The sequence below is a fragment of the Planctobacterium sp. R6 genome (assembly GCF_055755215.1).
Genome location: NZ_JBVTQY010000034.1, coordinates 29,040 through 52,503, shown reverse-complemented (window position 1 = coordinate 52,503; position 23,464 = coordinate 29,040). Strand labels below are relative to the sequence as shown.

The 23,464-nt window shown below is 48.1% G+C and carries 20 protein-coding genes; 14 read left to right on the top strand and 6 right to left on the bottom strand.

Going from position 1 to position 23,464, the window contains the following annotated elements; all coding sequences use genetic code 11:
- Nucleotides 1–47 precede the first annotated feature (47 nt).
- Complete coding sequence (locus AC0J20_RS18005) at nt 48–2,354, bottom strand: PilZ domain-containing protein (protein ID WP_473022776.1); 2,307 nt, start codon at nt 2,352–2,354, stop codon at nt 48–50.
- Nucleotides 2,355–2,383: 29 nt separating this feature from the next.
- Nucleotides 2,384–4,846: a PilZ domain-containing protein gene (locus AC0J20_RS18000; protein ID WP_473022775.1), complete on the bottom strand. Its 2,463-nt coding sequence runs from the start codon at nt 4,844–4,846 to the stop codon at nt 2,384–2,386.
- A gap of 159 nt (nt 4,847–5,005) precedes the next feature.
- Here AC0J20_RS18000 and radA point away from each other — a divergent pair, with 159 nt between their 5' ends.
- Nucleotides 5,006–6,358 (top strand): DNA repair protein RadA, encoded by a 1,353-nt coding sequence (gene radA, locus AC0J20_RS17995; protein WP_473022774.1) that lies wholly within the window; start codon nt 5,006–5,008, stop codon nt 6,356–6,358.
- A 180-nt stretch (nt 6,359–6,538) separates the two neighbouring features.
- Here the strand turns inward: radA and ettA are convergent, their stop codons facing one another.
- Complete coding sequence (ettA, locus tag AC0J20_RS17990) at nt 6,539–8,206, bottom strand: energy-dependent translational throttle protein EttA (protein WP_229529264.1); 1,668 nt, start codon at nt 8,204–8,206, stop codon at nt 6,539–6,541.
- Between the two features lie 255 nt (nt 8,207–8,461).
- Between ettA and glyA the strand changes: the two genes are divergently transcribed.
- The 11 genes from glyA to AC0J20_RS17935 all read left to right on the top strand — a co-directional run bounded on the left by glyA (nt 8,462) and on the right by AC0J20_RS17935 (nt 18,426).
- Nucleotides 8,462–9,718, top strand: a complete 1,257-nt coding sequence (gene glyA, locus AC0J20_RS17985; protein WP_229529263.1) for a serine hydroxymethyltransferase — start codon at nt 8,462–8,464, stop codon at nt 9,716–9,718.
- A gap of 114 nt (nt 9,719–9,832) precedes the next feature.
- Nucleotides 9,833–11,752 (top strand): alpha/beta hydrolase family protein, encoded by a 1,920-nt coding sequence (locus AC0J20_RS17980; RefSeq protein WP_473022773.1) that lies wholly within the window; start codon nt 9,833–9,835, stop codon nt 11,750–11,752.
- Between the two features lie 129 nt (nt 11,753–11,881).
- Nucleotides 11,882–12,238, top strand: coding sequence for a hypothetical protein (locus AC0J20_RS17975; protein WP_473022772.1), 357 nt, complete (start codon nt 11,882–11,884; stop codon nt 12,236–12,238).
- Between the two features lie 215 nt (nt 12,239–12,453).
- Nucleotides 12,454–12,903 (top strand): transcriptional regulator NrdR, encoded by a 450-nt coding sequence (nrdR, locus tag AC0J20_RS17970; RefSeq protein ID WP_473022779.1) that lies wholly within the window; start codon nt 12,454–12,456, stop codon nt 12,901–12,903.
- Nucleotides 12,899–14,014 carry a bifunctional diaminohydroxyphosphoribosylaminopyrimidine deaminase/5-amino-6-(5-phosphoribosylamino)uracil reductase RibD gene (gene ribD / locus AC0J20_RS17965; RefSeq protein ID WP_473022778.1) on the top strand — a complete coding sequence of 372 codons (1,116 nt, stop codon included), beginning with the start codon at nt 12,899–12,901 and terminating at the stop codon, nt 14,012–14,014. The genes nrdR and ribD overlap by 5 nt, the downstream gene beginning before the upstream one ends.
- A 21-nt stretch (nt 14,015–14,035) precedes the next feature.
- Nucleotides 14,036–14,695, top strand: coding sequence for a riboflavin synthase (locus AC0J20_RS17960; protein WP_473022771.1), 660 nt, complete (start codon nt 14,036–14,038; stop codon nt 14,693–14,695).
- 97 nt (nt 14,696–14,792) lie between these two features.
- Entirely contained in the window at nt 14,793–15,902 is a 1,110-nt protein-coding gene (ribBA, locus tag AC0J20_RS17955; RefSeq protein WP_229529258.1) for a bifunctional 3,4-dihydroxy-2-butanone-4-phosphate synthase/GTP cyclohydrolase II, read from the top strand.
- A gap of 116 nt (nt 15,903–16,018) precedes the next feature.
- A complete protein-coding gene (gene ribH, locus AC0J20_RS17950) occupies nt 16,019–16,492 on the top strand; it encodes a 6,7-dimethyl-8-ribityllumazine synthase (RefSeq protein ID WP_473022770.1) in 474 nt (157 codons plus the stop codon).
- Nucleotides 16,493–16,495: 3 nt separating this feature from the next.
- Entirely contained in the window at nt 16,496–16,924 is a 429-nt protein-coding gene (gene nusB / locus AC0J20_RS17945) for a transcription antitermination factor NusB (RefSeq protein ID WP_229529256.1), read from the top strand.
- A 12-nt stretch (nt 16,925–16,936) separates the two neighbouring features.
- A complete protein-coding gene (thiL, locus tag AC0J20_RS17940) occupies nt 16,937–17,902 on the top strand; it encodes a thiamine-phosphate kinase (protein WP_229529255.1) in 966 nt (321 codons plus the stop codon).
- Nucleotides 17,903–17,922: 20 nt separating this feature from the next.
- Nucleotides 17,923–18,426, top strand: a complete 504-nt coding sequence (locus AC0J20_RS17935; protein WP_473022768.1) for a phosphatidylglycerophosphatase A family protein — start codon at nt 17,923–17,925, stop codon at nt 18,424–18,426.
- A gap of 32 nt (nt 18,427–18,458) precedes the next feature.
- Here AC0J20_RS17935 and dxs read toward each other — a convergent pair whose 3' ends face one another.
- Genes dxs through AC0J20_RS17920 form a run of 3 tightly spaced genes read right to left on the bottom strand, consistent with a single transcriptional unit; the run spans nt 18,459 to nt 21,489 of the window.
- Nucleotides 18,459–20,333 carry a 1-deoxy-D-xylulose-5-phosphate synthase gene (gene dxs, locus AC0J20_RS17930; RefSeq protein WP_229529253.1) on the bottom strand — a complete coding sequence of 625 codons (1,875 nt, stop codon included), beginning with the start codon at nt 20,331–20,333 and terminating at the stop codon, nt 18,459–18,461.
- Between the two features lie 17 nt (nt 20,334–20,350).
- Nucleotides 20,351–21,232 carry a polyprenyl synthetase family protein gene (locus AC0J20_RS17925; protein ID WP_473022767.1) on the bottom strand — a complete coding sequence of 294 codons (882 nt, stop codon included), beginning with the start codon at nt 21,230–21,232 and terminating at the stop codon, nt 20,351–20,353.
- Nucleotides 21,233–21,237: 5 nt separating this feature from the next.
- The gene (locus AC0J20_RS17920; protein ID WP_473022766.1) at nt 21,238–21,489 is read right to left on the bottom strand and encodes an exodeoxyribonuclease VII small subunit; all 252 of its coding nucleotides are present in this window, start codon (nt 21,487–21,489) and stop codon (nt 21,238–21,240) included.
- A gap of 255 nt (nt 21,490–21,744) precedes the next feature.
- Between AC0J20_RS17920 and pomA the strand changes: the two genes are divergently transcribed.
- Both pomA and AC0J20_RS17910 read left to right on the top strand, forming a co-directional pair.
- A complete protein-coding gene (gene pomA, locus AC0J20_RS17915; protein ID WP_473022764.1) occupies nt 21,745–22,509 on the top strand; it encodes a flagellar motor protein PomA in 765 nt (254 codons plus the stop codon).
- Nucleotides 22,510–22,522: 13 nt separating this feature from the next.
- Nucleotides 22,523–23,464 (top strand): flagellar motor protein MotB, encoded by a 942-nt coding sequence (locus AC0J20_RS17910; protein WP_229529250.1) that lies wholly within the window; start codon nt 22,523–22,525, stop codon nt 23,462–23,464.

Below are 23,464 nucleotides of genomic sequence, written 5' to 3'. Positions count from 1 at the left end.
TGTTGTGGAACTTAATCCGGAGAGCAAAAAAGAAGCAGCTTAACGGCTTAGGCGACAACTACCTTGAAAAACGCCGCTTTCATGGCGTAAAAGACGCCGACGGACATTGCTTCAACGATGAAGGCACGTCTGGCGTGATCGTCTTTGAACTGATCGGGAAATTGCGTGCGAATGGTGTCTTCTTCTTTGATGGCATCCGGTTCAAAGGCAACAAAAATTTCTTCCATCACCGGCGGCGCTTTCGGATTTAGCTCTTTGAGCAGATCGTAAATACGTCGTGAATAATCACCGCTGGCCGCAAACAATGCCCGGCTGTTTAGTGTGTCTGGTGGTTCTGCACCAAACGAAAACAGGTTTTTAAGCCTGGAATGGCTGCTGGGGGCGGTCATGGCATGAGGCATCATGGCGGCACCGTCTTTAATGATGTAGTAGCCAATATTCAGTATGTTTGAACAATAAATATTTCTCAAGGCTTCTCCCATGCCGGGTATGCCTTCATGTTCAGTGTCACTTTTGAGCTTATTCTTGTTATTTTTGAGCAGTTCAGTGAAAAATATTTGACCAGGATGAGGAATTTGTTCGGATTCCTGATGAATTTTCAAATTGATAATAGTTTTATCTTTGGAAATATTGCGCACTTCATAAGGCAATTCTTTTAGGGGGATTTGCCTGGTCATGCGCTGTAATTCCGGGAACGCCACATCCACAATCGAAAAGTTGACCCCTTCAAAGGTTTGTTTTAACTCGATACTCAAACCACTTGGAGAAACATCTTCGGTAACGCCTTCCAGTTCACGCTCGTTAAAGGTGACCACTACTTTTGAGCGCAACTGGTAGCGCGACTCGGCGCGTAAATTCTGGTATTTGAAGCGATACAGGGCGACCGGCTCTATCGTTTCGTTTTTATCATGGGCGAAGTTTTTAAGGGCCGGCAGGTGTTTATCTACCAGCTGTCGGCGTTGGTAGGCCTGGTTGCTCATGGAGTCCGTGATGTTGGTGATCAAAACCACATGACTGAGCTTATTCAGGGCTGACATCAATCTGGGGGCCGGCGGGGAGTTTTGCTCTTTTACACTTTCGCCCACCGAATCTGGCAGAGAAAGTGGACGGTAGCATTGTTCCGGATTCATGTGGGTCATCTGCACTTTAAACACCCGCCAACTGGCCTTTTTGGAGCCAAACGCAAAAAACACGTCCTGTAATGCTTTTTTCTGACGCAACTCAGTGTGAGTAGCAGAATAGAAAAACACCTGTCCCGATTCGTAGTGATTGAAGCTGTACAGGTAAGCTTCTTTCAACGGGCTTTCATAAATAGCCTTCAGTCTTTTGGGTGTCAGTGCCTGACTAATGAGAATTTGATTGCTGTCATCCACCCAATAAAACACATTATCTTTATTGTTGTCATTGGTGAGTACAAAGCGGCATTGCAACTTGTTGCCATGATTTTCAACAAATACCGGAATAGAGCAGAAATAGGGTACGTAGTATTGTTCAAAACTCTTGCTGCGGATAGCGTGCAGAGTATTGTCAATATTGACCTTATAGCGGCGTTTGTTGCCCTGGATAAAGCGACGCAGAAACTCATCAAATTGCACATCCGGAGAGCGGATATCGCGCTTCAAGGCGATATGATGCTCATGATCAATCTTCTCTGTTTTAACCACCTGATAACGAATTCCGTTTTTTCGGTCCAGGGCGAATTCGACTTCCAGGCCCCGGAAGAAAACGGCAAGCTGTTCTCCGGTTGTAAATTCGTGTTCGGTTACGGCTTTCACTTTGACACCGCTGACAGACATATCAACAGTGCTGGCTTTGATCACCTTTGGTCCGGCGTGCAATTCCACCCTGACCGCAAAGTTCATACGTTCTTCGCTGCGATGAGCGGAATTGGAAAACTGAAAAGCAGGTACCAGGTATTTGTCCGGAGAATCTTCCTCTTCCTCCTCGTAATAATCAGTCTCGCCAAAGGGATTGCTTTCACCGTTTGTGGCGGGGTCGGCGATGCTGTTTTTCTGGAAGCGCTCAACATCGTCCATGACAGCTTCATAAACACCCACACAATACTGACCAAAAGCCCGTATCTGGCGCTCAAATACATCCTGTGCAGAGGCACTGAGATAATGAATTATTTTTTCATTTTCAAAAGGCTGACATTCCGCCCCGGATATTTTGCGCATATCGATGGCAACTTTGCAGGGGCGCGCCTGGCGTTTTAATTCCAGTTTTAAAATATGCTTGTGAGGGCGGGGCAGGCCTTTTGCGGTTTCGTCGACGATCTGATTAAAGTCAGGCTCATAAACCACGGGTTTAAGTTGCTCAATGATGTCTTTAAAAGGCTCTAATTCACGACTCATTGTGCATCACCTTTAGCAAGGCTTCCCGATTAATCCAAACCCAGACGGATTTTCACTTCTTCTGTGATATCCAGCATGTCCGTAAAGCTCATGATTTGCCATACGTGATTTTGCAACGACTGGGCTTTGTGTGGGGCATACACCTTAATGTAGTTAAGCTCGGCACTGATGTTTTCCGGGTCCGGTTTACCGACCTTGACCATAAATAACTTGATGGCGTAAAACTGTTGCTCGCGATCTTCCAAAATGGAACGCACAAAAGCGATTTTTTGTTCCGTATTGGCAAAATCCACATCCGGCTTCACATTAAATGCTTCCGGACCTTCCAGTTTCGGGTTAAACCCGATATAGACTTCGTGTTGTTTGGGCTTATCTTTGGTTTTCAGATCCCGCATTTCACGGGTTAACCAGTTAGCATGGACATTCTCATGACCGAATAGCGGTAAAATATTGAATTCGCTGCGCTCCAATTCACCATGGGTAAACAAAGGCCAAAGTTGGTTGGGCACATCGCCGCACACCATAACATCGTGTTTCAGGTTCAGGCCATCTTTGGCATAGAACAGCGCCATGTTAAAGATATTGGCCGCAAAGATGTTGCGCAAAGCCTTGCTGTGGTTACTGGTATCTTCAGTAATTTTGGCTTCCAGTACATCGCGGTTCTGGCGGATCAAATCATTGAAAAACTGTTTACCCTGATGGGGTTTGGTTTCTTTGTCCCGATTTTCCAATATCTTTAAATGCAGGTGGTTACCGTGCTCGCTGACATTGACCAGTTGATAATTCATCCGGTCCAGCGTGTATTTGGTGGTCATGGACTGAAGTCCGGGCAAGGATACCTTAATCAATGCGCCTTTGCGGGCCGGAAACTCTTCGTCCATTTCTATCATCATGCCGCTGTATGAGATATCAATGGTGCGGCCATCATAGTAACCTTCGTTCCATTCCAGTCGCGCCTTTTCAGTCAAAAAGTACCGCTGTTCCAGGCGGTTATCGATATATTTATAGGGATGTATTGTCAGCGCGCTGGGTGTGGTTAATTTGGGATGAATCGCTTTGCTGACTCGCGGTAAATCGGCTTTATTCGGAGCGGTATTTTTAAATTGGTGTATCAGCTCAGTGGTGGTGATATCTGTTACCAGAGCCACAAATTTAAGGGTTTTTATATCAGCCATCACACGCGGTGCGGGCGGAGCATTGAGCTTTTTCACCTTCTCACTGACCGATTCAGGTATGGTCAGGGGCGCGTGAGCCTGCTGTGGATGCACATCCGATAGCTGTATTTTAAAGACTTTCCAACTTTCGCGTTTGGTACCTAACGCAAAAAAGGACTGTTGCAGGGTTGGTGTGGCGGCTAATTCTTCGATTGTGGCCGAGCAAAAGAACACCTTATTTTGCTTGATTTGTTTAAAGCAATACACCAGAAAATCACTGGTTTCTTTTTGCATCGCGGTTTTGATCCGCGATGCTGACAACAAATATTCGATACGCACCTGGTCAGCTTCATCTGTCCAGTATTGTACAAAATCTTTATTGGCATTGTTCGTCAGCAAAAACTTGGGGAACAATTTGCCTTGCCTGACTCCCAGAAAAACCGGCACAGATTCCATGTAAGGCGTGTAATATTGCTCGTATATCTTTGAGATGACCGCCTCTTCGGTGTTTTCCAGATTAATTTTATAGCGGCGTTTATATCCGTGAATAAATTTCTGCAAAAAGCTGTTTACTGAGGCGCTGGAGTTTTCAATGTCACGCTTGAAGTTGATTCGTTGTTCGTGACCTTCTTTTTCAATGCGCATGGCCTGAAATGGGATCGGGTTTTTTCTGTCCAGTGCGTATTCGGTTTCCAGGCCTCTGAGGAATACACCGTACTTTTTGTCTTTGAAAAAGGTGATGTCCTCATCGCATTTAACCCGCATACCGCCCACGGAGATATCCATGGTGGTGGCTTTGATTTTTTTGCCTTCTTCGGAAATTATCTCTACCGCAATCGCAAAGTTCATGCGTTCTTCTTTACGGCTTATCACATGAGAAAAGAGGATAGATTTGACAATGTGATCGGCTTTCTCCGTTGGAACGTCTTCATCGGACTTGTCTTCCACCACATCCTTGGTTTGCAGTATTGCTTCTTTTTCTTTTTTGTAAATTTGCTTAAAGGTATTTTCTGAGTTGTTTACCGATTCCCAGACACCCACGGTGTAGCCACCATAAGACATGGTTTCTTCTGCGAAAACGCGCTTGGCTGTCTCATCCAGAAAATGGGTAACACCTTCATATTCAAAGGGTTTACATTCACCGTCTACTTTACCTCGTAAATCGACGGGCTTTTTGGTAGGCTGCGCAAGGCGCTTGAGTTCCATCTTGATCAGGAACACTTTTTGTTTTGGCACACCAACGGCATGCTTGGTGACCATCTGCGCAAAGTTTGGTTTATTGACGAACGGCTTTAACTTATCAACAACTTCGCTGTATTCTTCGAGTACTTTATCCATTACGAAGAGTCGAAACCTCAGAGTTTTTTATTATATTACCCAATGTTTCGGCAAGAAGCGCTAAAACATTGAGGGGAATCGAAATTTTTATAATCCCATACTTTATTAAATGTACTGACATAAAACAATCTCCTCATTAAGGATTGTACGACATAAATCATGAAAAAAAACAAAACTGCTTACGTTTGCAACGATTGTGGCTCTGAATATTCAAAATGGCAGGGCCAATGCCATGATTGTGGTGCCTGGAATACCATAGTGGAAATGCGCATCCCGGGGGGCAGCAGTGCCTCAAAAGGGGGGTATTCTGGCCTGACCAAAGCAAAAGTCGAAGTATTGTCTGAAATTGACCTGCAAACGGTGCCGCGTTTTAGTTCTGGCTTTAAAGAACTGGACCGGGTTTTAGGCGGTGGCATTGTGCCTGGCTCCGCTATTCTTATTGGCGGTTCCCCGGGGGCAGGTAAAAGTACTTTGCTGCTTCAAACCATTTGTCACTTGTCTCAACATCAGAACGTGCTCTATGTGACCGGTGAAGAGTCATTGCAACAGGTGGCAATGCGGGCGCAACGACTGAGCTTACCAACCGCGAAAGTTAAGGTATTAGCGGAAACGGAAGTGGAAACCATTTGTCAACTGGCATTAACCGAGAAACCCGGGGTGATGGTGATCGATTCTATCCAGGTTATGCACATGGGGGATATTCAGTCGGCGCCGGGCAGTGTGTCACAGGTGCGTGAATGTGCCGCCTACCTGACCCGCTTTGCCAAACAGCACAATGTGGCCATGTTTATCGTGGGGCATGTTACCAAAGAAGGCTCTATCGCTGGCCCTAAAGTACTGGAACACTGTATCGATTGTTCATTGATGCTGGACGGAGACGCCGACGGGCGTTATCGCACCTTGCGGGGCCATAAAAACCGCTTTGGCGCGGTGAATGAATTGGGGGTGTTTGGCATGACCGAATCGGGTCTTAAAGAAGTAAAAAATCCTTCGGCCATTTTCCTCAATCGCAGTGAAGAGGCCGCCCCTGGTAGTGCTGTGATGGTTGTGTGGGAAGGGACTCGTCCTCTGTTGGTGGAAATCCAGGGGCTGGTGGATTACAGCCAGACCGGCAATCCGAGACGGGTAGCGGTGGGACTGGAGCAGAATCGCCTGACCATGCTGCTGGCGGTGTTGCATCGCCACGGTAGTGTGCAGATGAACGATCAGGATGTGTTTGTCAATGTGGTGGGCGGTATTCGGGTAACGGAAACCAGCGCCGACCTGGCGTTGTTAATCGCATTGCTCTCCAGCTTTCGCAACAAAACCTTGCCACGAGATTTGATTGTTTTTGGCGAAGTGGGCTTATCCGGTGAAATTCGACCGGTTAACAACGGCAGTGAGCGCATATCCGAAGCCAAAAAACACGGCTTTACCCGGGCTATTGTGCCCAATGCTAATGTACCTAAAAACCCGCAAGGGATAACGGTTGTGGGGGTGAAAAACCTGCAAGAGGCATTAGAGGCGATTTAGCGTTTTGAGTTTCCAGTTCGAAGTTTAATCGAAGTGTCCAAAATTCCCTATTACGCGACTTAATCAGTGGTTACGCGGAAAAGGGTAACTTCTCCATTCTTCCAGCTTAGTCTCTGACAACTAAAAAAGGCCACACAGCTTGCGCTGGTGGCCTTATAAATTCCTAAACTTTTTGTAAGCTTACTTAGTAATCTTCTTGTATTTCAGGCGGTGCGGCTCTACCACATCTTTACCGAAGTTGTCTTTCAGCCAGGCTTCGTAATCGGTGTAGTTGCCTTCGTAGAAGTTGATCTTACCTTCGTCACGGTAATCCAGAATATGTGTGGCTACACGGTCCAGGAACCAACGGTCATGCGAGATAACCATGGCGCAACCGGGGAATTCCAGTATCGCGTTTTCCAGGGCACGTAAAGTTTCTACGTCCAAATCGTTGGTGGGCTCATCCAGCAGTAATACGTTGCCGCCTGCTTTTAACAGCTTTGCCAGATGCACCCGGTTGCGCTCACCACCGGATAAGTCTTTAACAAACTTTTGTTGATCATTGCCTTTGAAGTTAAAACGGCTGCAGTAGGCGCGGCTGTTGATTTCAAAGTTGTTGATGCGAATGATGTCCTGTTCGTCAGAGATTTCCTGCCAAACGGTGCGGCTGTCATCCATGTGGTCACGGAACTGCTCTACGCTGGCGATTTGTACGGAATCACCCAGCTTGATTTCACCACTATCCGGTTGTTCCTGTCCGGTGAGCATTCTGAACAGTGTGGATTTACCTGCGCCGTTAGGACCGATGATACCTACAATCGCACCTTTGGGGATTGAGAAACTCAGATCGTCAATCAGCATCCGGCCGTCATAACTCTTTGTCAGATTGGTGACATCGATAACCTGATCCCCCAGACGTTCACCTGGTGGAATAAATAATTCATTGGTTTCGTTACGCTTTTGGTAATCGGAGGTATTCATTTCTTCAAAACGGGTCATACGGGCTTTGCTTTTAGCCTGACGACCTTTGGGGTTGCTGCGCACCCATTCCAGCTCTTGTTTCATGGACTTTACGCGGGCATTTTCAGTGCGCTCTTCCTGCTCAAGACGTTTTTCTTTTTGCTCCAGCCAGGTCGAGTAGTTACCTTCCCACGGAATACCATGGCCGCGGTCAAGTTCCAGAATCCAGCCGGCAACATTGTCGAGGAAATAACGGTCGTGGGTAATGGCCACAACAGTGCCTTCATAATCGTGCAGGAAGCGTTCTAACCAGGCGACGGACTCGGCATCCAGGTGGTTGGTGGGTTCGTCCAGCAACAACATGTCAGGTTTTTCCAGCAACAACCGGCACAGGGCCACACGACGTCGCTCACCACCAGATAATTTGCTGACATCAGCATCCCAGGGCGGTAAACGCAGGGCATCAGCCGCTCGTTCCAGGGCGTTGTCCAGATTGTGGCCGTCTTTACTTTGAATAATGGCTTCCAGTTCACCTTGCTCTTTGGCCAGGGCATCAAAATCGGCGTCAGGCATTGCGTATTCAGCATAGACTTCGTCCAGACGCTTGAGGGCGTGCACCACATCGGCAACGGCTTCTTCGATATTGCCGCGCACGTCTTTGCTTTCGTCCAGTTTTGGCTCCTGCGGCAGATAGCCAACATTTAACCCAGGTTGCGGACGCGCTTCACCCTCAATATCAGTATCGATGCCCGCCATAATGCGTAACAGCGTAGATTTACCGGCACCGTTGAGGCCCAAAACACCGATTTTGGCGCCAGGGAAAAAGCTCAGTGAGATATCTTTCAGAATTTGTCGTTTTGGGGGCACGATTTTGCCAACCCGAGACATGGTATAAACGTATTGTGACATGTAAATACTTTTGGTCAGTTAGATTAGCGATATTGTAATCCAAACCGGGTTGATAAGTCAGGCCCAAATTTTAACTCCTGCATATCCGACCTGTCAGCTTATCTATGCGATTGCTGTATAACTCAGTGTATATTGATTCGGTACTGCATATGTACAAAAGCGGGAAAATCGCTATCATACCGAAACCCTTGAGGCGGGCGCTGGATATGTCATCCCCCCGGCTTTTCTTTTTCCTATTAACCTGAAGGAAGTGCGATGCTGTCCAAAGACATGAATATTGCTGATTTTGACCCAGAATTGTGGGATGCCATCCAGGCCGAAACGGTGCGCCAGGAGCACCATATTGAACTTATTGCCTCAGAAAACTATACCAGTCCACGCGTATTGCAGGCTCAGGGTTCGCAATTAACCAATAAATATGCTGAAGGTTACCCGGGTAAGCGTTATTACGGTGGCTGTGAACACGTTGATGTGGCAGAAGAGCTGGCCATTGAGCGTGCTAAACAATTATTCGGTGCTGATTACGCCAACGTTCAGCCGCATTCGGGATCTCAGGCGAACTCAGCGGTCTTCATGGCGTTGTTAGAGGCCAACGATACTGTATTAGGCATGAGCCTGGCCCACGGTGGTCACCTGACTCACGGCTCGCACGTTAACTTCTCAGGTAAGTTATACAAGGCTGTGCAATACGGATTGAACGAAGCAACCGGTGAAATCGATTACGAGCAGGTTAAAGCGTTAGCTGAAGAACACAAGCCGAAAATGATTATCGGTGGCTTCTCGGCTTACTCAGGTATTGTTGACTGGGCAAAATTCCGTGAAATTGCTGACAGTGTTGGCGCTTATTTATTAGTGGACATGGCTCACGTTGCAGGTTTGGTTGCCGCGGGCGTTTACCCGAATCCGCTACCACACGCTCACGTTGTTACTACAACTACTCACAAGACTTTAGCGGGTCCTCGTGGTGGTCTGATCTTATCAGCCTGCGGAGATGAAGCTATTTACAAGAAGCTAAACAGCGCAGTATTTCCGGGTGGCCAGGGCGGACCTTTGTGCCACGTTATTGCGGCTAAAGCGGTTGCTTTTAAAGAAGCCTTGCAGCCTGAGTTTAAAGTTTACCAACAGCAAGTTGTTAAAAACGCGAAAGCCATGTGCAAAGCGTTTCAGGATCGCGGTTATAAGATTGTTTCCGATGGTACCGACAATCACCTGTTCCTGTTGGATCTGATTGATAAAGACATCACAGGTAAAGATGCTGACGCGGCATTGGGTAAAGCTTATATTACGGTGAACAAAAATGCGGTACCAAACGATCCGCGTTCGCCCTTTGTGACCAGTGGTTTGCGTATCGGCACGCCAGCCATTACCCGTCGTGGTTTTGGTGACGAAGAAGCGGCTCAGGTAGCCAACTGGATTTGTGATGTTCTGGACAACATCGAAGACGAAGCCAACATTGCCAGCGTGAAAGAACAGGTAATGGCACTGTGTAAGCGATTCCCTGTTTACGCTTAAGTTGTAAACAAATCTTTCAAAAGCCAGCTTATGCTGGCTTTTTGTTAGCCTTTCTTTATTGCCTGCTATTTATTAAAATCCACGTCGTTTTCTAGTATTAACCAGGGAAAGGTCGTGAAAAAGTTAATCCTGTCTTTTATCTGCGCGTTGTTTTGCCTTAAAGCGATAGCTTCAGATTCATTAGTACCACTAGATATTTACGGCGCACTGCCGAATGTCAGCATGATGGAAGTATCACCCAGCGGTAAACTAATTGGTTATCGAATGGCCAAAGAAAATCGTGAAATGTACATCATTCATGATTTGGAAAATAACAAGATGCTGAGAGGGGTTGATATCTCCCGTATTCGTCCCAGCCACGCCTGGTTTGTGGACGATGACACCCTGATCCTGGTGGCCGTAGACAATACCCGTATCTTTGGCTTTCGCGGCCGACACGATATCAGTGCTGCCTATTCATTTAAAATCACTGAAAACCGGGTACGCCAGATACTGGTGTTAGGGGAAGGCATTTACAAAGGCCAATCGGATTTAGGCACCATTGTGGGGTTGAGCAGCGACGGTAAGTATGCCTACATGCCTGCCTGGCATACAGAGAGTGCCTATGCCCTGATGAAAGTGAAACTCTCTGGTCGGCGCACGCCACGACCGGTAAAAAGAGGCGTTCATGACGCTATCGATTATTTTATTCACAACGACAAAATGATTGCCAGAGAGCGTTACAATAACAAAACGAATCAGCATCGGGTCGATGTATTGATTGATGATGACTGGCAGAAAATTTTTCAGGAGGAAACCGAAGTTCGCACCCGATCTTTTGTGGGGCTTACCGCGGATTTAAACAGTCTGGTGATGTTAACCAAGGGCGAAAATGGTCGCCGCGCCTATTTCACGATGGCGCTAAAAGACGGCACTGTGTCAGGACCAATTTTTAATCCGGAAGACAAAGATGTGGGGTATGTGCTGACTGATCACAACCGCGTTGTACACGGTGTCAGTTATGCTGGGTTTAAGCCCAGTTATGATTTTTTTGATCCCACAGTGCAAAAAGTCGTGGATCAGGTCATTAAAGATTTACCGGACCATTCGGTCACTTTGGTGAGCTATTCATCTGACTGGCAACACATGATTTTTATGTTGGAGGGTATTGATAGCCCCGGGGATTACTATCTCTACAGCAAAGGCGAGTTTAAATTTATCGCTTCCGGTCGACCAGACTTACCGGTAAATCAAATTAATCAGGTTTTTCAGACGGAGATAAAAGCCAGAGATGGTCTGCGCCTACCTACTCTGTTAACGCTACCGGCGGTGGAGGAATTAAAGAACTTACCGGCGATTATGCTGCCACACGGTGGCCCTGAATCTTATGATCGCATTGAATTTGACTGGTTGGCTCAGTATTTTGCCAGTCGCGGTTACCTGGTGATGCAACCGCAGTTTCGCGGGTCCCGTGGTTTTGGCGCAGAGTTTACCCTGAAAGGACGCGGTGAGTGGGGTCGTAAAATGCAGGACGATTTAACTGATACAGTAAATACCCTGGTAAAATCCGGTTATGTTGACCCCAATCGGGTGTGTATTGTCGGTGGCAGTTACGGAGGCTATGCCGCCCTGGCCGGCGCGGCGTTTACACCGGATCTGTACCAATGCGCCGTATCCTTAAATGGCGTCGCAGACATCGAACGCATGTTGCGGGATGAACGCTATGACTATGGCAGCGATCACTGGGTGGTAGCCTACTGGCAAAAACTCATTTCTGAAGGTGACGTTGATGAAGACCATATCGAGGCAATTTCACCGATAAATCACGCAGATAAAATTAAAATTCCGGTGTTACTTATTCATGGTACGCAAGATGAGGTGGTACCGGATCACCAGTCTGAAAACATGTTTGATGAGCTGGAAGATGCCGATGTCGATGTAAAATATGTGGAGCTGGAAGAAGGGGATCATTACCTCAGCAAAGCAGAGCACCGTATGGCGGCCCTTAAGGCTATCGATGATTTTATCAATCGACATTTGCCGGTAACCCGCTGAGCAACAGAAGCAGAGCATGAAACTGTGGCGGACTGCCTTTTTAATCCAGCCCGATGCTAAAGCAATTTTGCAATTTACTCAGTTTCGGTTATGTTGTGTTAATAAGTTTGACAGTAAAACATTGATAGAATGACAGAAATAACAACCCTGCCGGAAGATCAGAAGCTACATGTGTTGTTTCGCGTTGAACCCGGTTGTATGGGACCGGCAGGTATTGATCATATTCAGGACTACTGTAAGTACGCGCAGCAAAGGGTGCAGTACCTGCATTCTGACTTCGTCAGATGGGAGATTGTTGCACGCATGAACAAGAAATTGCCGGAAATGCAGTTTCGGGCTCTGAATAAGAACCTGACACACGCACAGGCAGAAAAATACCTGGCGATATTCGGACAAAATCTCGAGGAATTTGAAGAACATCTGCACGATATGTTGGCGATATTAGTGGATGAGTTTTGGGAAAAGGACGTCAAACGGGGGCTTTAATATGCAAGGCAGAGAGCGTCAGAATTTGCTTTGCTGAACGCTGGTTTTAAGCTTCCATCACTACCTGCTGTGCCCGGGACTACACGGGTCTGACAAAATCGCCGTTAAGCATTCACATTCGGTATAAATAGTCTGTTCGTTTGAGCCTTGAAAAAAGCGTTTTTACACCTATATCAGAACCGCGTTTATTGTTAGTTAATCAGGATCACGCCAGCATGATTTGCCCGTTTTGTATGACCCAGGAAACAAAAGTGATTGATTCCCGACTCGTCTCCGAAGGCCACCAGGTGCGCCGTCGTCGGGAATGCACAAATTGTCATGAGCGTTATACCACGTTTGAGATAGCCGAATTAGTGATGCCTCGCATTGTTAAGCGCGATGGTAAACGCGAGCCCTTTAATGAAGATAAGCTCAGAGCGGGGATGCAACGGGCACTGGAAAAGCGTCCGGTGAATACCGAAAAAATTGAACAAAGCATCCACCGCATTAAATCCCATTTACGTGGTACCGGCGAAAGAGAAATCAGCAGTGAGCTGGTGGGAAATCTGATAATGGCCGAGCTGATCGAACTGGACAAGGTGGCCTATGTACGGTTTGCCTCTGTGTATCGCTCCTTTGAAGATATCAAAGAGTTTGGTGAAGAAATCGCTCGCCTCGGAGATTAGTATGTTTTCTCAGATCGACGCCAGACACATGGCCAGCGCCCTGAAATTAGCGGAACAGGGCCGCTATACTACTTCTCCCAATCCCAATGTCGGCTGTGTTCTGGTGGCAGAAAACGGTGACATTATTTCAGAAGGCTTTCATTTAAAAGCCGGTGGCCCCCACGCCGAAGCAGAAGCACTAAACAAGGCGAATAACCGCGCCCGGGGGGCAACCGCTTATGTAACCCTGGAACCCTGTTCCCATCATGGGCGCACGCCGCCTTGCTCTGATGCGCTGATAAAGGCGGGGGTGCGACGGGTTGTAGTGGCAATGCAGGACCCGAATCCCAAAGTGGCCGGAAACGGCATTAAAAAGATGCGTGACGCGGGTATTCAGGTGGACATTGGTTTAATGGAAACTCAGGCTACCGCGTTAAATAAGGGGTTCTTCAAGCGACAGTTGCAGGGCTTACCCAGAGTCACATTAAAGATGGCCGCGTCTTTGGACGCAAAAACCGCCCTGTCCAATGGCGTTAGTCAGTGGATTACCGGCACCGCGGCACGTCGTGATGTGCAGGAACACAGAGCGCGCAGTTGCGCCATTGTGAGTGGGTCGGGTACGGTGTTGGCGGATAACCCGGCTCTGACGATCAGGGCTGACGAACTTCCCGGATCAGTGCAACAACAATACCCCGGTGATATCCGCCAGCCATTGCGGGTGATTCTGGATGGCCGTAATCAGCTGCACCCGGCACTTAAGGTCTTCGCCGATAACCGTGTTTTGGTGGTTAACCGCCAGCCGAATCCGTTGCTAACCCAGGCCGGAATCGAGCAGTGGCAAGCGCCAACGTCAGCGGATAAGATTGATTTACAAGCAGTTTTAACCTGTCTGGCGCAGCGACAAATTAATGATGTTTGGCTGGAAGTGGGCAGTCGTCTTGGGGGGGCATTTGTGCAGGCCAATTTAGTGGATGAGCTGATTGTCTATTTAGCACCGAAGCTAATGGGCAGTGCAGGCTTTAGTCTGTTGCAATTACCCGAATTTAAATCAATGGATCAGGTGCCGGAAATGCGTTTTTCAGACACCCGAATGGTGGGCGAAGATTTGAAAATCACCGCCCACTTTGTATAAACAAAAATCAGAGGAGTCACCGTGTTTACCGGAATCATCGAATCTGTTGGCAGTATTGCTTCAATGCAGGCCCGGGGGAGTGATATGCGAGTCAGCATTAATGTTGGCAAGCTGGATATGGCTGATGTGCAATTAGGTGATAGCATTGCCACCAATGGTGTGTGTCTGACGGTTGTGGAGTTCTCCGCGCAACACTATGTTGCTGATGTATCCATGGAAACCATCAAGCGCACCGGATTTGCGGCGTATCAGCAAGGTATGGCTGTGAATCTGGAAAAGGCCCTGATGGCAACATCCCGGCTGGGCGGACATATCGTCAGTGGTCATGTCGATGGCGTGGGCGAAATTGCCAGTATCGAGAACACCGGTCAGACCTGGGAGATTTGGGTGAAAGCGCCGGGTAATCTGGCGCGCTACATCGCTGAGAAAGGCTCGATTACTGTCGATGGAGTCAGTCTGACCGTCAATGATGTGCAGGGCGCTAAGTTTAAGCTGACACTGGTACCGCACACATTGCAGGAAACCATCATCCAACATTATCAAACCGGCACCCGGGTTAATTTGGAAGTGGATGTGATCGCCCGCTATCTGGAACGGCTAATGTTGGGCGATAAAGCGGCCGAGAGCACAGGAAATGCGATTAATCTGTCGTTTTTAGCTGAAAATGGTTATCTACGATAGTACAATTCGCCACCGCAATTGTTCGCAATAAAAATCTGGCTGGTGAATGCAGACGCACTACATTCACTGTGCCATCAACCCTACAGTAAATTAAATTATGTCATTACACAGCACAGAAGAAATCCTCGAAGATATTCGCAACGGTAAAATGGTCATCCTGATGGATGACGAAGATCGTGAAAATGAAGGCGATATTATCATGGCCGCAGAACATGTTACGCCGGAAGCGATTAATTTTATGGTAACTCATGCCAGAGGACTGGTGTGCTTACCTATGACCCAGGAGCGCTGTAAAAAGTTAAAATTACCATTAATGGTGGAAAACAATGGCGCTCAGTTTTCCACTAATTTTACCGTATCGATTGAAGCCGCTGAAGGGGTGGTTACCGGGATTTCAGCCGCTGATCGGGCCCGAACCATTTTGGCTGCCGTTGCGCCCGACGCGGTGGCGACAGATATTGTCCAGCCAGGCCACATATTCCCGCTGATTGCCAAAGAAGGCGGGGTGCTCAACCGGGCCGGTCATACTGAAGCAGCGGTAGATTTGGCGCGTTTGGCGGGCTGTGAACCGGCTGGCGTGATCGTGGAAGTGCTCAACGACGATGGCACCATGGCGCGCCGCCCGGAGTTGGAAGCCTTTGCCAAAAAACACGATCTGAAACTGGGCACAATTGCCGATCTCATCGAATACCGCAATATCAACGAAGCTACAGTCGAGCAGGTGGCCACCTGCAAATTGCCCACCGAACACGGGGAATTTGAACTGGCTACCTTTAAAGACACTATCGACAATCAGGTGCACTTCGCGTTGTGTAAAGGCAATATCACACCGGAAGAGCCCACCCTGGTAAGGGTTCACTTGCGCAATACCTTCAGTGATGTGCTGGGTTCAGGCCGTTCTATTGATCGCTCCATGGATTTACCGCAAGCCATGAAACGCATTGCTGCTGACGGTGGCGTATTGTTGATCTTAGGCCGTGAAGAAACCAGTGACGAGCTGGTACACGTGGTACAGCAATTTGAAGCTGAAGACAAAGGCGAGAAAGCGGTCACTAATTTGTGGAAGGGCACTTCCAGAACCGTTGGTGTCGGTTGTCAGATTTTAAAAACACTGGGTGTGCAGAAGATGCGATTGCTCAGTAAACCGGTTAAATATCATGCCTTGTCCGGGTATGGTTTAGAAGTGGTAGAAACGCTTTCTGACTAAAGATTGAAGACCCGGCAGGGTCTGATGAAATAATACAAAAAATCCGGTGAATAGCGGGCAGGTGTGGTAGAATCCGCGCCAGCCAAATTCCGGACCAATTATTGAGGCAAGATTATATGAACATTGTGGAAGGTAATATCAGAGCCACAGGCAAAAAATTCGCCATTGTGGTGTCGCGTTTTAACAGCTTTGTTGTTGACCATCTGGTCGAAGGTGCGATTGACACCCTGGACAGAGCAGGTGAAGTGAATGAGCAAGATATTACAGTCATTAAAGTACCGGGTGCGTACGAATTACCCCTGGTGGCTAAAAAGGCCGCAGAAAGTGGTAAGTTTGACGCCATTATTGCCATTGGTGCGGTGATCCGTGGTGGCACTCCCCATTTTGATTTTGTTGCCGGAGAATGTAATAAAGGCCTGGCACAGGTGTCTTTAGAGTTCGGCATTCCGGTTGCCTTTGGTGTGATCACCACAGACAGTATTGAGCAGGCGATTGAGCGCTCAGGTACTAAAGCAGGCAACAAAGGTGCAGAAGCGGCGCATTCCGCCCTGGAAATGGTCAACGTTATTGACCAGTTGGCTGGAGTATAAGTCGTGAAAGTAGCCGGACGTAAAAAAGCCAGAGAACTGGCGATGCAAGCCATCTATTCCTGGCAGATGACGGGTAACCCGGTTTCTGAAATCGAGTTAAATGTCGCCACACAACAAGATATGAATAAAGTGGACATGAGCTTCTTTCAGGAAGCATTGCGCTATGTCGCTGAGCATGTAGATGAGTTGGACGACAGCTATAAACTGTATGTGACAGACCGTCCAATAAGCGAGATTGACCCGATTGAAAAGGCTATTTTACGCCTTGCTGCCTTCGAACTGACACAACGCCTCGACGTACCCTACAAAGTGGTTATCAATGAAGCCATTGAGTTGGGTAAACAGTTTGGTGCGGCTGACAGCCACAAGTTTATCAACGGGGTACTAGACAAAGCCGTCCGCCTGTTGCGCAAGGATGAAGTTAAGCGCTAATCCGGTGAAAATGTGAAAGAATTTGATATTATCAAAAGCTACTTCCTGTCTAAAAGCTATCAGCGCCGGGATGTTCAGCTTGGCATAGGCGACGACTGTGCGCTCACAACAGTTCCCGAAGGGCAACAGTTAGTGACCACTACAGATACGCTGGCCGAGAGTGTGCACTTTCCGAAAAATACCTCTGGCAGGGCCGTAGCTCATAAGGCACTATCGGTAAATCTGAGCGATCTGGCGGCCATGGGCGCCGAACCGGCCTGGATCAGTTTGTCGTTGTCCATTCCGCAATACGATGAAACCTGGCTCAGGGATTTTTCCTTGTGCCTGCAGGAACTCACTGATTACTACTCTATTCAGTTGATTGGCGGTGATACGGTGCAGGGGCCTTTGTCCATCACCATTACTGCACAAGGTTTTATTCCTGAAGGTCAGGCGTTAATGCGCTCCCGGGCAAAACCCGGCGACTGGATTTATGTTACCGGCACGCTGGGGGATGCAGGACTTGGCCTGGATCTGTTGCAAAACCTGAAACCGGCAGAGCCGATACATCGCAATTTTCTGATCGACCGGCTTAACTTTCCGACACCACGATTGCTGGTAGGCACAACACTGAGACGCATCGCGACATCCTGTATCGATTTGTCAGACGGGCTAAAATCTGATCTGCAACATATATTGTTTGCTTCCCAAACTGGTGCTCAGGTGGACGTAACGCGTTTACCCTTGTCAGAAGCGATGCTGGCTACAGTCGGTCAGGAAGAAGGGATTCGATACGCCCTGACATCGGGTGATGATTATGAGTTACTGTTCACAGTAGCGGATGAGCAAAAAGGCAGCCTGGAAACCGCGCTGGCCAATTGCAACGTTTCGGCAACCTGTATCGGACGCATAAACGGCGTTGCTGAAAAAATGGAACTCACCAAAGGTGACAAACCCTTTCATTTGCCGGAAAACGGTTTTCAACACTTTAATCACTAACGTCAGGAGTTGCCGCTGACATGGATCGCGCCACTAAAAAAACGGCTCTGAAAAAGCTCAGGCTGAGCAATCCATGGCACTTTCTGGCGCTGGGCTTTGGCAGTGGACTGGCGCCATTTATGCCGGGCACTTTCGGCACCTTAGCGGCGCTGCCTTTCGTCTTTTTATTACCCTTGTTGCCGGTGTCGGGTCAGGTGGCCCTGGTGTTGGCGGTTTCACTGATTGGTATTTACATTTGTGAAGTCGCTTCAAGAGACATGGGCGTTCACGATCATTCTGCAATCGTCTGGGATGAAGTGGCTGGTATGATGATCACCATGATTGCCATACCGCTGAGCATCACCAATCTCGCAGTTGGTTTTGTGGTATTTCGTTTATTCGATATCCTGAAACCCTGGCCTATCAGTTACTTTGACAGGCAGGTTCATGGCGGACTGGGCATAATGTTGGACGATATTATTGCTGGCGTATTGTCGTTACTGACCATGCAGGCTCTGTTACATTACGGCTTGCTGAGCGTCTGAAACAAGGCATAACCCTTTGCAGAGGCGCTGAGTTATGCGCCCAGCGTTTGCAAGAATGACTGCACTTTATGGGTAATGCCCTGGGTATCCAAACCTAACTCCTGATACATTTCTTCCTGCGTGCCCTGCATAATAAATTCATCCGGTATGCCGAGGTGCAGCACTTTTACCATCTGCGGCTGGCTGTTAATGTATTCTGCAACAGCACTTCCAGCACCACCAGCAATGGCATTGTCTTCCAGGGTCACAATCAGACTGTGAGTTTTGATCACTTCCTGAATGGCATTCTCATCTAAAGGCTTAACGAATCGCATGTCTACCAAGGTGGCGTTAAGTGCGTCTGCGGCCGCTTCGGCATAGGGCAATAAGGTGCCGAAGTTCAACAGGGCAACCTTCTCGCCATCCTTCAGTTTACGCGACTTACCGATGGCCAATTGGTTCATGGTGGCACTGACCTCAATACCTTTACCCGCACCTCTGGGGTAACGCACCGCAGCCGGTTGTTGCAACAGGTGGCCGGTATACAACATATCGCGGCACTCCTGTTCATCGCCAGGTGTCATAATCACCATATTAGGAATGCAGCGCAAATAAGAAATATCAAAAGCCCCCTGATGGGTGGGGCCATCAGCGCCCACTATGCCAGCTCTGTCTATGGCAAACAGCACCGGCAGGTTCTGTAAAGCAACATCGTGGATCAGCTGGTCATACGCCCGCTGTAAAAAGGTAGAATAAATAGCCACTACGGGGTTTAAGCCATCAATGGCCAGTCCGGCTGCAAGGGTCACAGCGTGTTGCTCGGCAATCGCCACGTCAAAATATTGCTCTGGATATTGCTGTGAAAACTGCACCAGTCCTGAGCCTTCCCGCATGGCCGGTGTTATGCCCATGAGTTTTTTGTCCTGAGCGGCCATGTCGCAAATCCAGTCACCAAACACCTTGCTGAAGGTGGGGGCACTGCCACTGGACTTGGGTAAGGCATTTTCCGCCGGATTAAATTTTGGTACAGCGTGAAATTTAATCGGATCTTTTTCTGCTTCTTCGTAACCCTTGCCCTTTTTGGTGACCACATGCAGTATCTGTGGGCCTTTGAGGTTGCGCATATTAGTGAGGGTATCCACCACGCCGTTAACATCGTGACCATCAATTGGCCCGATATAGTTAAACCCCAATTCTTCAAAAATAGTGCCCGGTACCACCATGCCTTTGATGTGCTCTTCTGCACGGCTGGCAAATTCTTTGATGGGTGGGACATTTGACAGCAGTTTTTTGCCTCCGTCGCGGATGGAGTTAAAGAAACTCCCGGTCAGCAGACGGGCAAGATGGCTGTTCAGAGCGCCCACGTTTTCCGAAATGGACATTTCATTGTCATTTAGGATAACCAGCATGTCTTTGCTGATGTCACCACCGTGGTTAAGCGCTTCAAATGCCATACCGGCGGTCATAGCGCCGTCACCGATTACGGCAACAACTTTGCGACCTTTTTGCTCTTTTTCCGCGGCGATAGCCATGCCCAGAGCAGCGGAAATGGAGGTGGAGGAGTGACCCACTGCAAAGGTGTCGAATTCACTTTCCGGTGGCCAGGGAAACGGATGCAGCCCGCCCTTTTTACGGATACTGGTAATGCGATCGCGCCGCCCGGTTAAAATCTTATGTGGATAAGCCTGATGACCTACATCCCACAACAAGCGGTCAAAAGGCGTGTTATAGGCATAATGTAACGCCACAGTCAGCTCAACGGTACCTAATCCAGAGGCAAAATGACCACTACTTTGACTGACGCTGGCTAACAGGTAAGCTCTTAATTCATCGGCCACCTGCTTCAGGTCTTCTTTGGGTAAAAGCCTTAAATCTTCAGGGCTATGAATCTTAGCCAGTAAAGGGTAATGAGAAATATCCAGGGTCATGTTAGGTAAAGAGTGCCTTAGTGGTTACGACTAAACAGGTAATCGGTGAATGATAGCAAAATTTCTGTGTTGTAAGGTAGTGCTAACAAGGCCTGTTTAGCTTCGTCGTGTAGTTGTTGTAAGTATTGTTTAGCGCCAGCCATGCCCATTAATGCCGGATAGGTGTTTTTATCAGCACTAATATCTGAACCCTGAGGTTTACCCAGTTGCTCGGTACTGCCTTCAATATCCAAAATATCATCCTGGACCTGAAAGCCCAGGCCAATTGCCTGGCTAAATTTATGCAACAATTCGTTTTCGTGAGCTGGTAGCCCCGCCAACTGGGTTGGAAAACGGATGCTGGCATTTATCAGTGCACCGGTTTTCAGGCGGTGCATCAATTCCAAATCTTGTTGGGCGATGGACTTTCCTGCCTGAAACAAATCCACCGATTGCCCCCCACACATGCCCTGTAACCCGGAGGCAGAGCTCAGTATCCGAATCGCGCTGATGGCTTCACTGGCAGTCAATTGAGGTGCCTGACTAATTATCTCAAACGCCATGGTCTGCAACGCATCGCCGGCTAAAATTGCAATATCTTCGCCATACACAATGTGGCAGGTGGGTTTACCGCGGCGCAGGTCGTCATTATCCATAGCGGGCAGGTCATCATGGATCAGTGAGTAGGTGTGAATACATTCAACTGCGGCTGCAAAATGCAGCATTTTTTCATGTGGCAGGTGCAACATTTCCGCGCTGGCAAGTGCCAGGAAAGACCTGACCCGTTTACCGCCGGAAAACAAACTATAGCCCATAGCCTTTTGTAGTTCACCGGGTAGCATCGGGTATTCACCCAAGACCTTTTCCAGTAAATGCGTGATTTCTTCGGCGTAGCGCGACGCGGCGGTTTTCCATTTCATAGCGGTCAGTTTTGATCCGGGGATTCTTCAAACGATTGCAGGGTCATGTCATCACCCGTTTGGGTCAGTATCCTGACACGTTGCTCTGCTGATTTTAACTTTTCCTCGCAGTCCCGTACCAATTTTATGCCCTGCTCAAAAGAACTCAATGCCTCTTCCAGGGACAATTCGCCTTGCTCCATTGCGCTCACTATTTTTTCCAGTGACTGCAAGGATTGCTCGAAACTGGTATCGGTATTCCTGTTGTCGGTCGTCATTTCGTTCGCTCTGCCAGAATGTGAAGGCGCAAGATACATAAGCAAAAACCAGGGGTCAATTAAAATTCTGGCGCCGTTGCAGGGACCAGAATACCAGCATTCCTGAAATAAAATGATTTTATTCCTCTGGAAAAATGTCACTTTGCCGATAGAATGGTTGTTAAGTCAGCAACTTAATGCATGAAGTAAAGCAATAAAATGCGCCAGAGGTTGGTGTTGTTGACCATCAGATAATAATTATTCGGGGAGGACAGTGTGGATCTGGCAACGCTAATAGGCATGATAGGCGCCATTGGTTTTGTAGTGATGTCCATGGTGATGAGTGGCGAGATGGGCATGTTTATCAATGTTCCATCATTACTTATCGTATTTGGAGGCACTATTTTTGTCGTACTGTCGCAGGTAACCTTAGGGCAATTTTTTGGCGCAGGTAAAATTGCTGCAAAAGCTTTTATGTTTAAAATTGAAGCCCCGGATGAGTTAATTCAGAAAATTGTTGAAATGGCTGATGCCGCCAGAAAGGGGGGCTTTTTGGCGCTTGAAGAAGCGGAAATCGAAAATTCATTTATGCAAAAGGGCGTAGATATGCTGGTGGACGGTCACGATATCGATGTTGTGCGCACCACGTTGCACAAAGATATTTCGTTAACTACTGAAAGGCATGAATTTGGCGCCACTATATTCAAAGGCATGGGTGATGTTGCGCCTGCGATGGGTATGATCGGCACACTAATAGGTTTGGTGGCCATGTTATCTAATATGGATGACCCTAAAGCCATTGGGCCGGCGATGGCGGTGGCACTTCTGACCACACTGTATGGGGCGTTTTTTGCCAACGTTATTTGTTTACCGGTAGCCACTAAACTGAAAAACCGCAAAGACGAAGAGAAGGTAAATCAAAGTCTGGTATTAGATGGCATTATTGGTATTGCCGATGGGCAAAACCCCAGAGTTATCGAAGGTATTCTGAAAAGTTACCTTGCTTCCACAAAACGCGGTGCGGCTAAGCCCGAAGATTAATTGAGTAAAGTCAATGAGTGAAGAAGCTGAAGAATGTCCCAAATGCCCCCCCGAAGGCCTGCCCGCCTGGATGGGAACATTCGCTGATCTGATGTCACTGTTAATGTGCTTCTTTGTACTGTTGTTGGCGTTCTCAGAAATGGATGTACTCAAGTTTAAGCAAATTGCCGGTTCTATGAAATTTGCGTTTGGTGTGCAAAACAAGATAGAAGTTAAAGATATCCCAAAAGGCACCAGTGTTATTGCCATGGAATTCCGTCCTGGCAGACCTGATCCCACTCCCATAGAAAATATCCAACAGCAAACCATTGAAATGACCCAGCAAATGCTGGAGTTTCAGGCTGGCGATGAAGACTCAGCTGGTGGCCGTCAGAAACAGCGGGGACAGGAGCGAGGTGGTCAGGCGCAGCAAACGGCTACCGATTCATCCTCTTCTTCGCCTACGCAACCTCAGAGTCAGGAACAGATCAACGAAAACATGAAAAAAGTTGCTGAAAAGCTGCAACAGGAAATTGTGGACGGCTCCATCGAGATGGAATCCCTGGGTCAGCAAATCGTAATACGCATTCGGGAAAAAGGGTCCTTCTCAGCGGGTTCGGCGTTTTTACAGCCGCAATTTATTCCGGTGATTCAAAAAGTCGGTGCCCTGTTGGTGGATATGCCCGGTGAAATTGCGGTGTCAGGTCACAGCGACAGCCAGCATATTTCTAATGAGTTATATCGTTCTAATTGGGATCTGTCTTCGCAGCGGGCGGTCGCAGTGGCCGAAGTCCTCAGATTAGTGCCAGGGTTCGACGAAGGTCGCATGGAAGTCGTGGGACGAGCCGACACCCAACCGCTGGAAATGCCCGGTCAGGAGTCTGATGACAACCGCAACCGTCGGGTTGAGATCGCCATTAATCAGGGCAAGCCTAAATTCTCTGAACCTATCTCGATATCAGAAGAAGAATCCTAA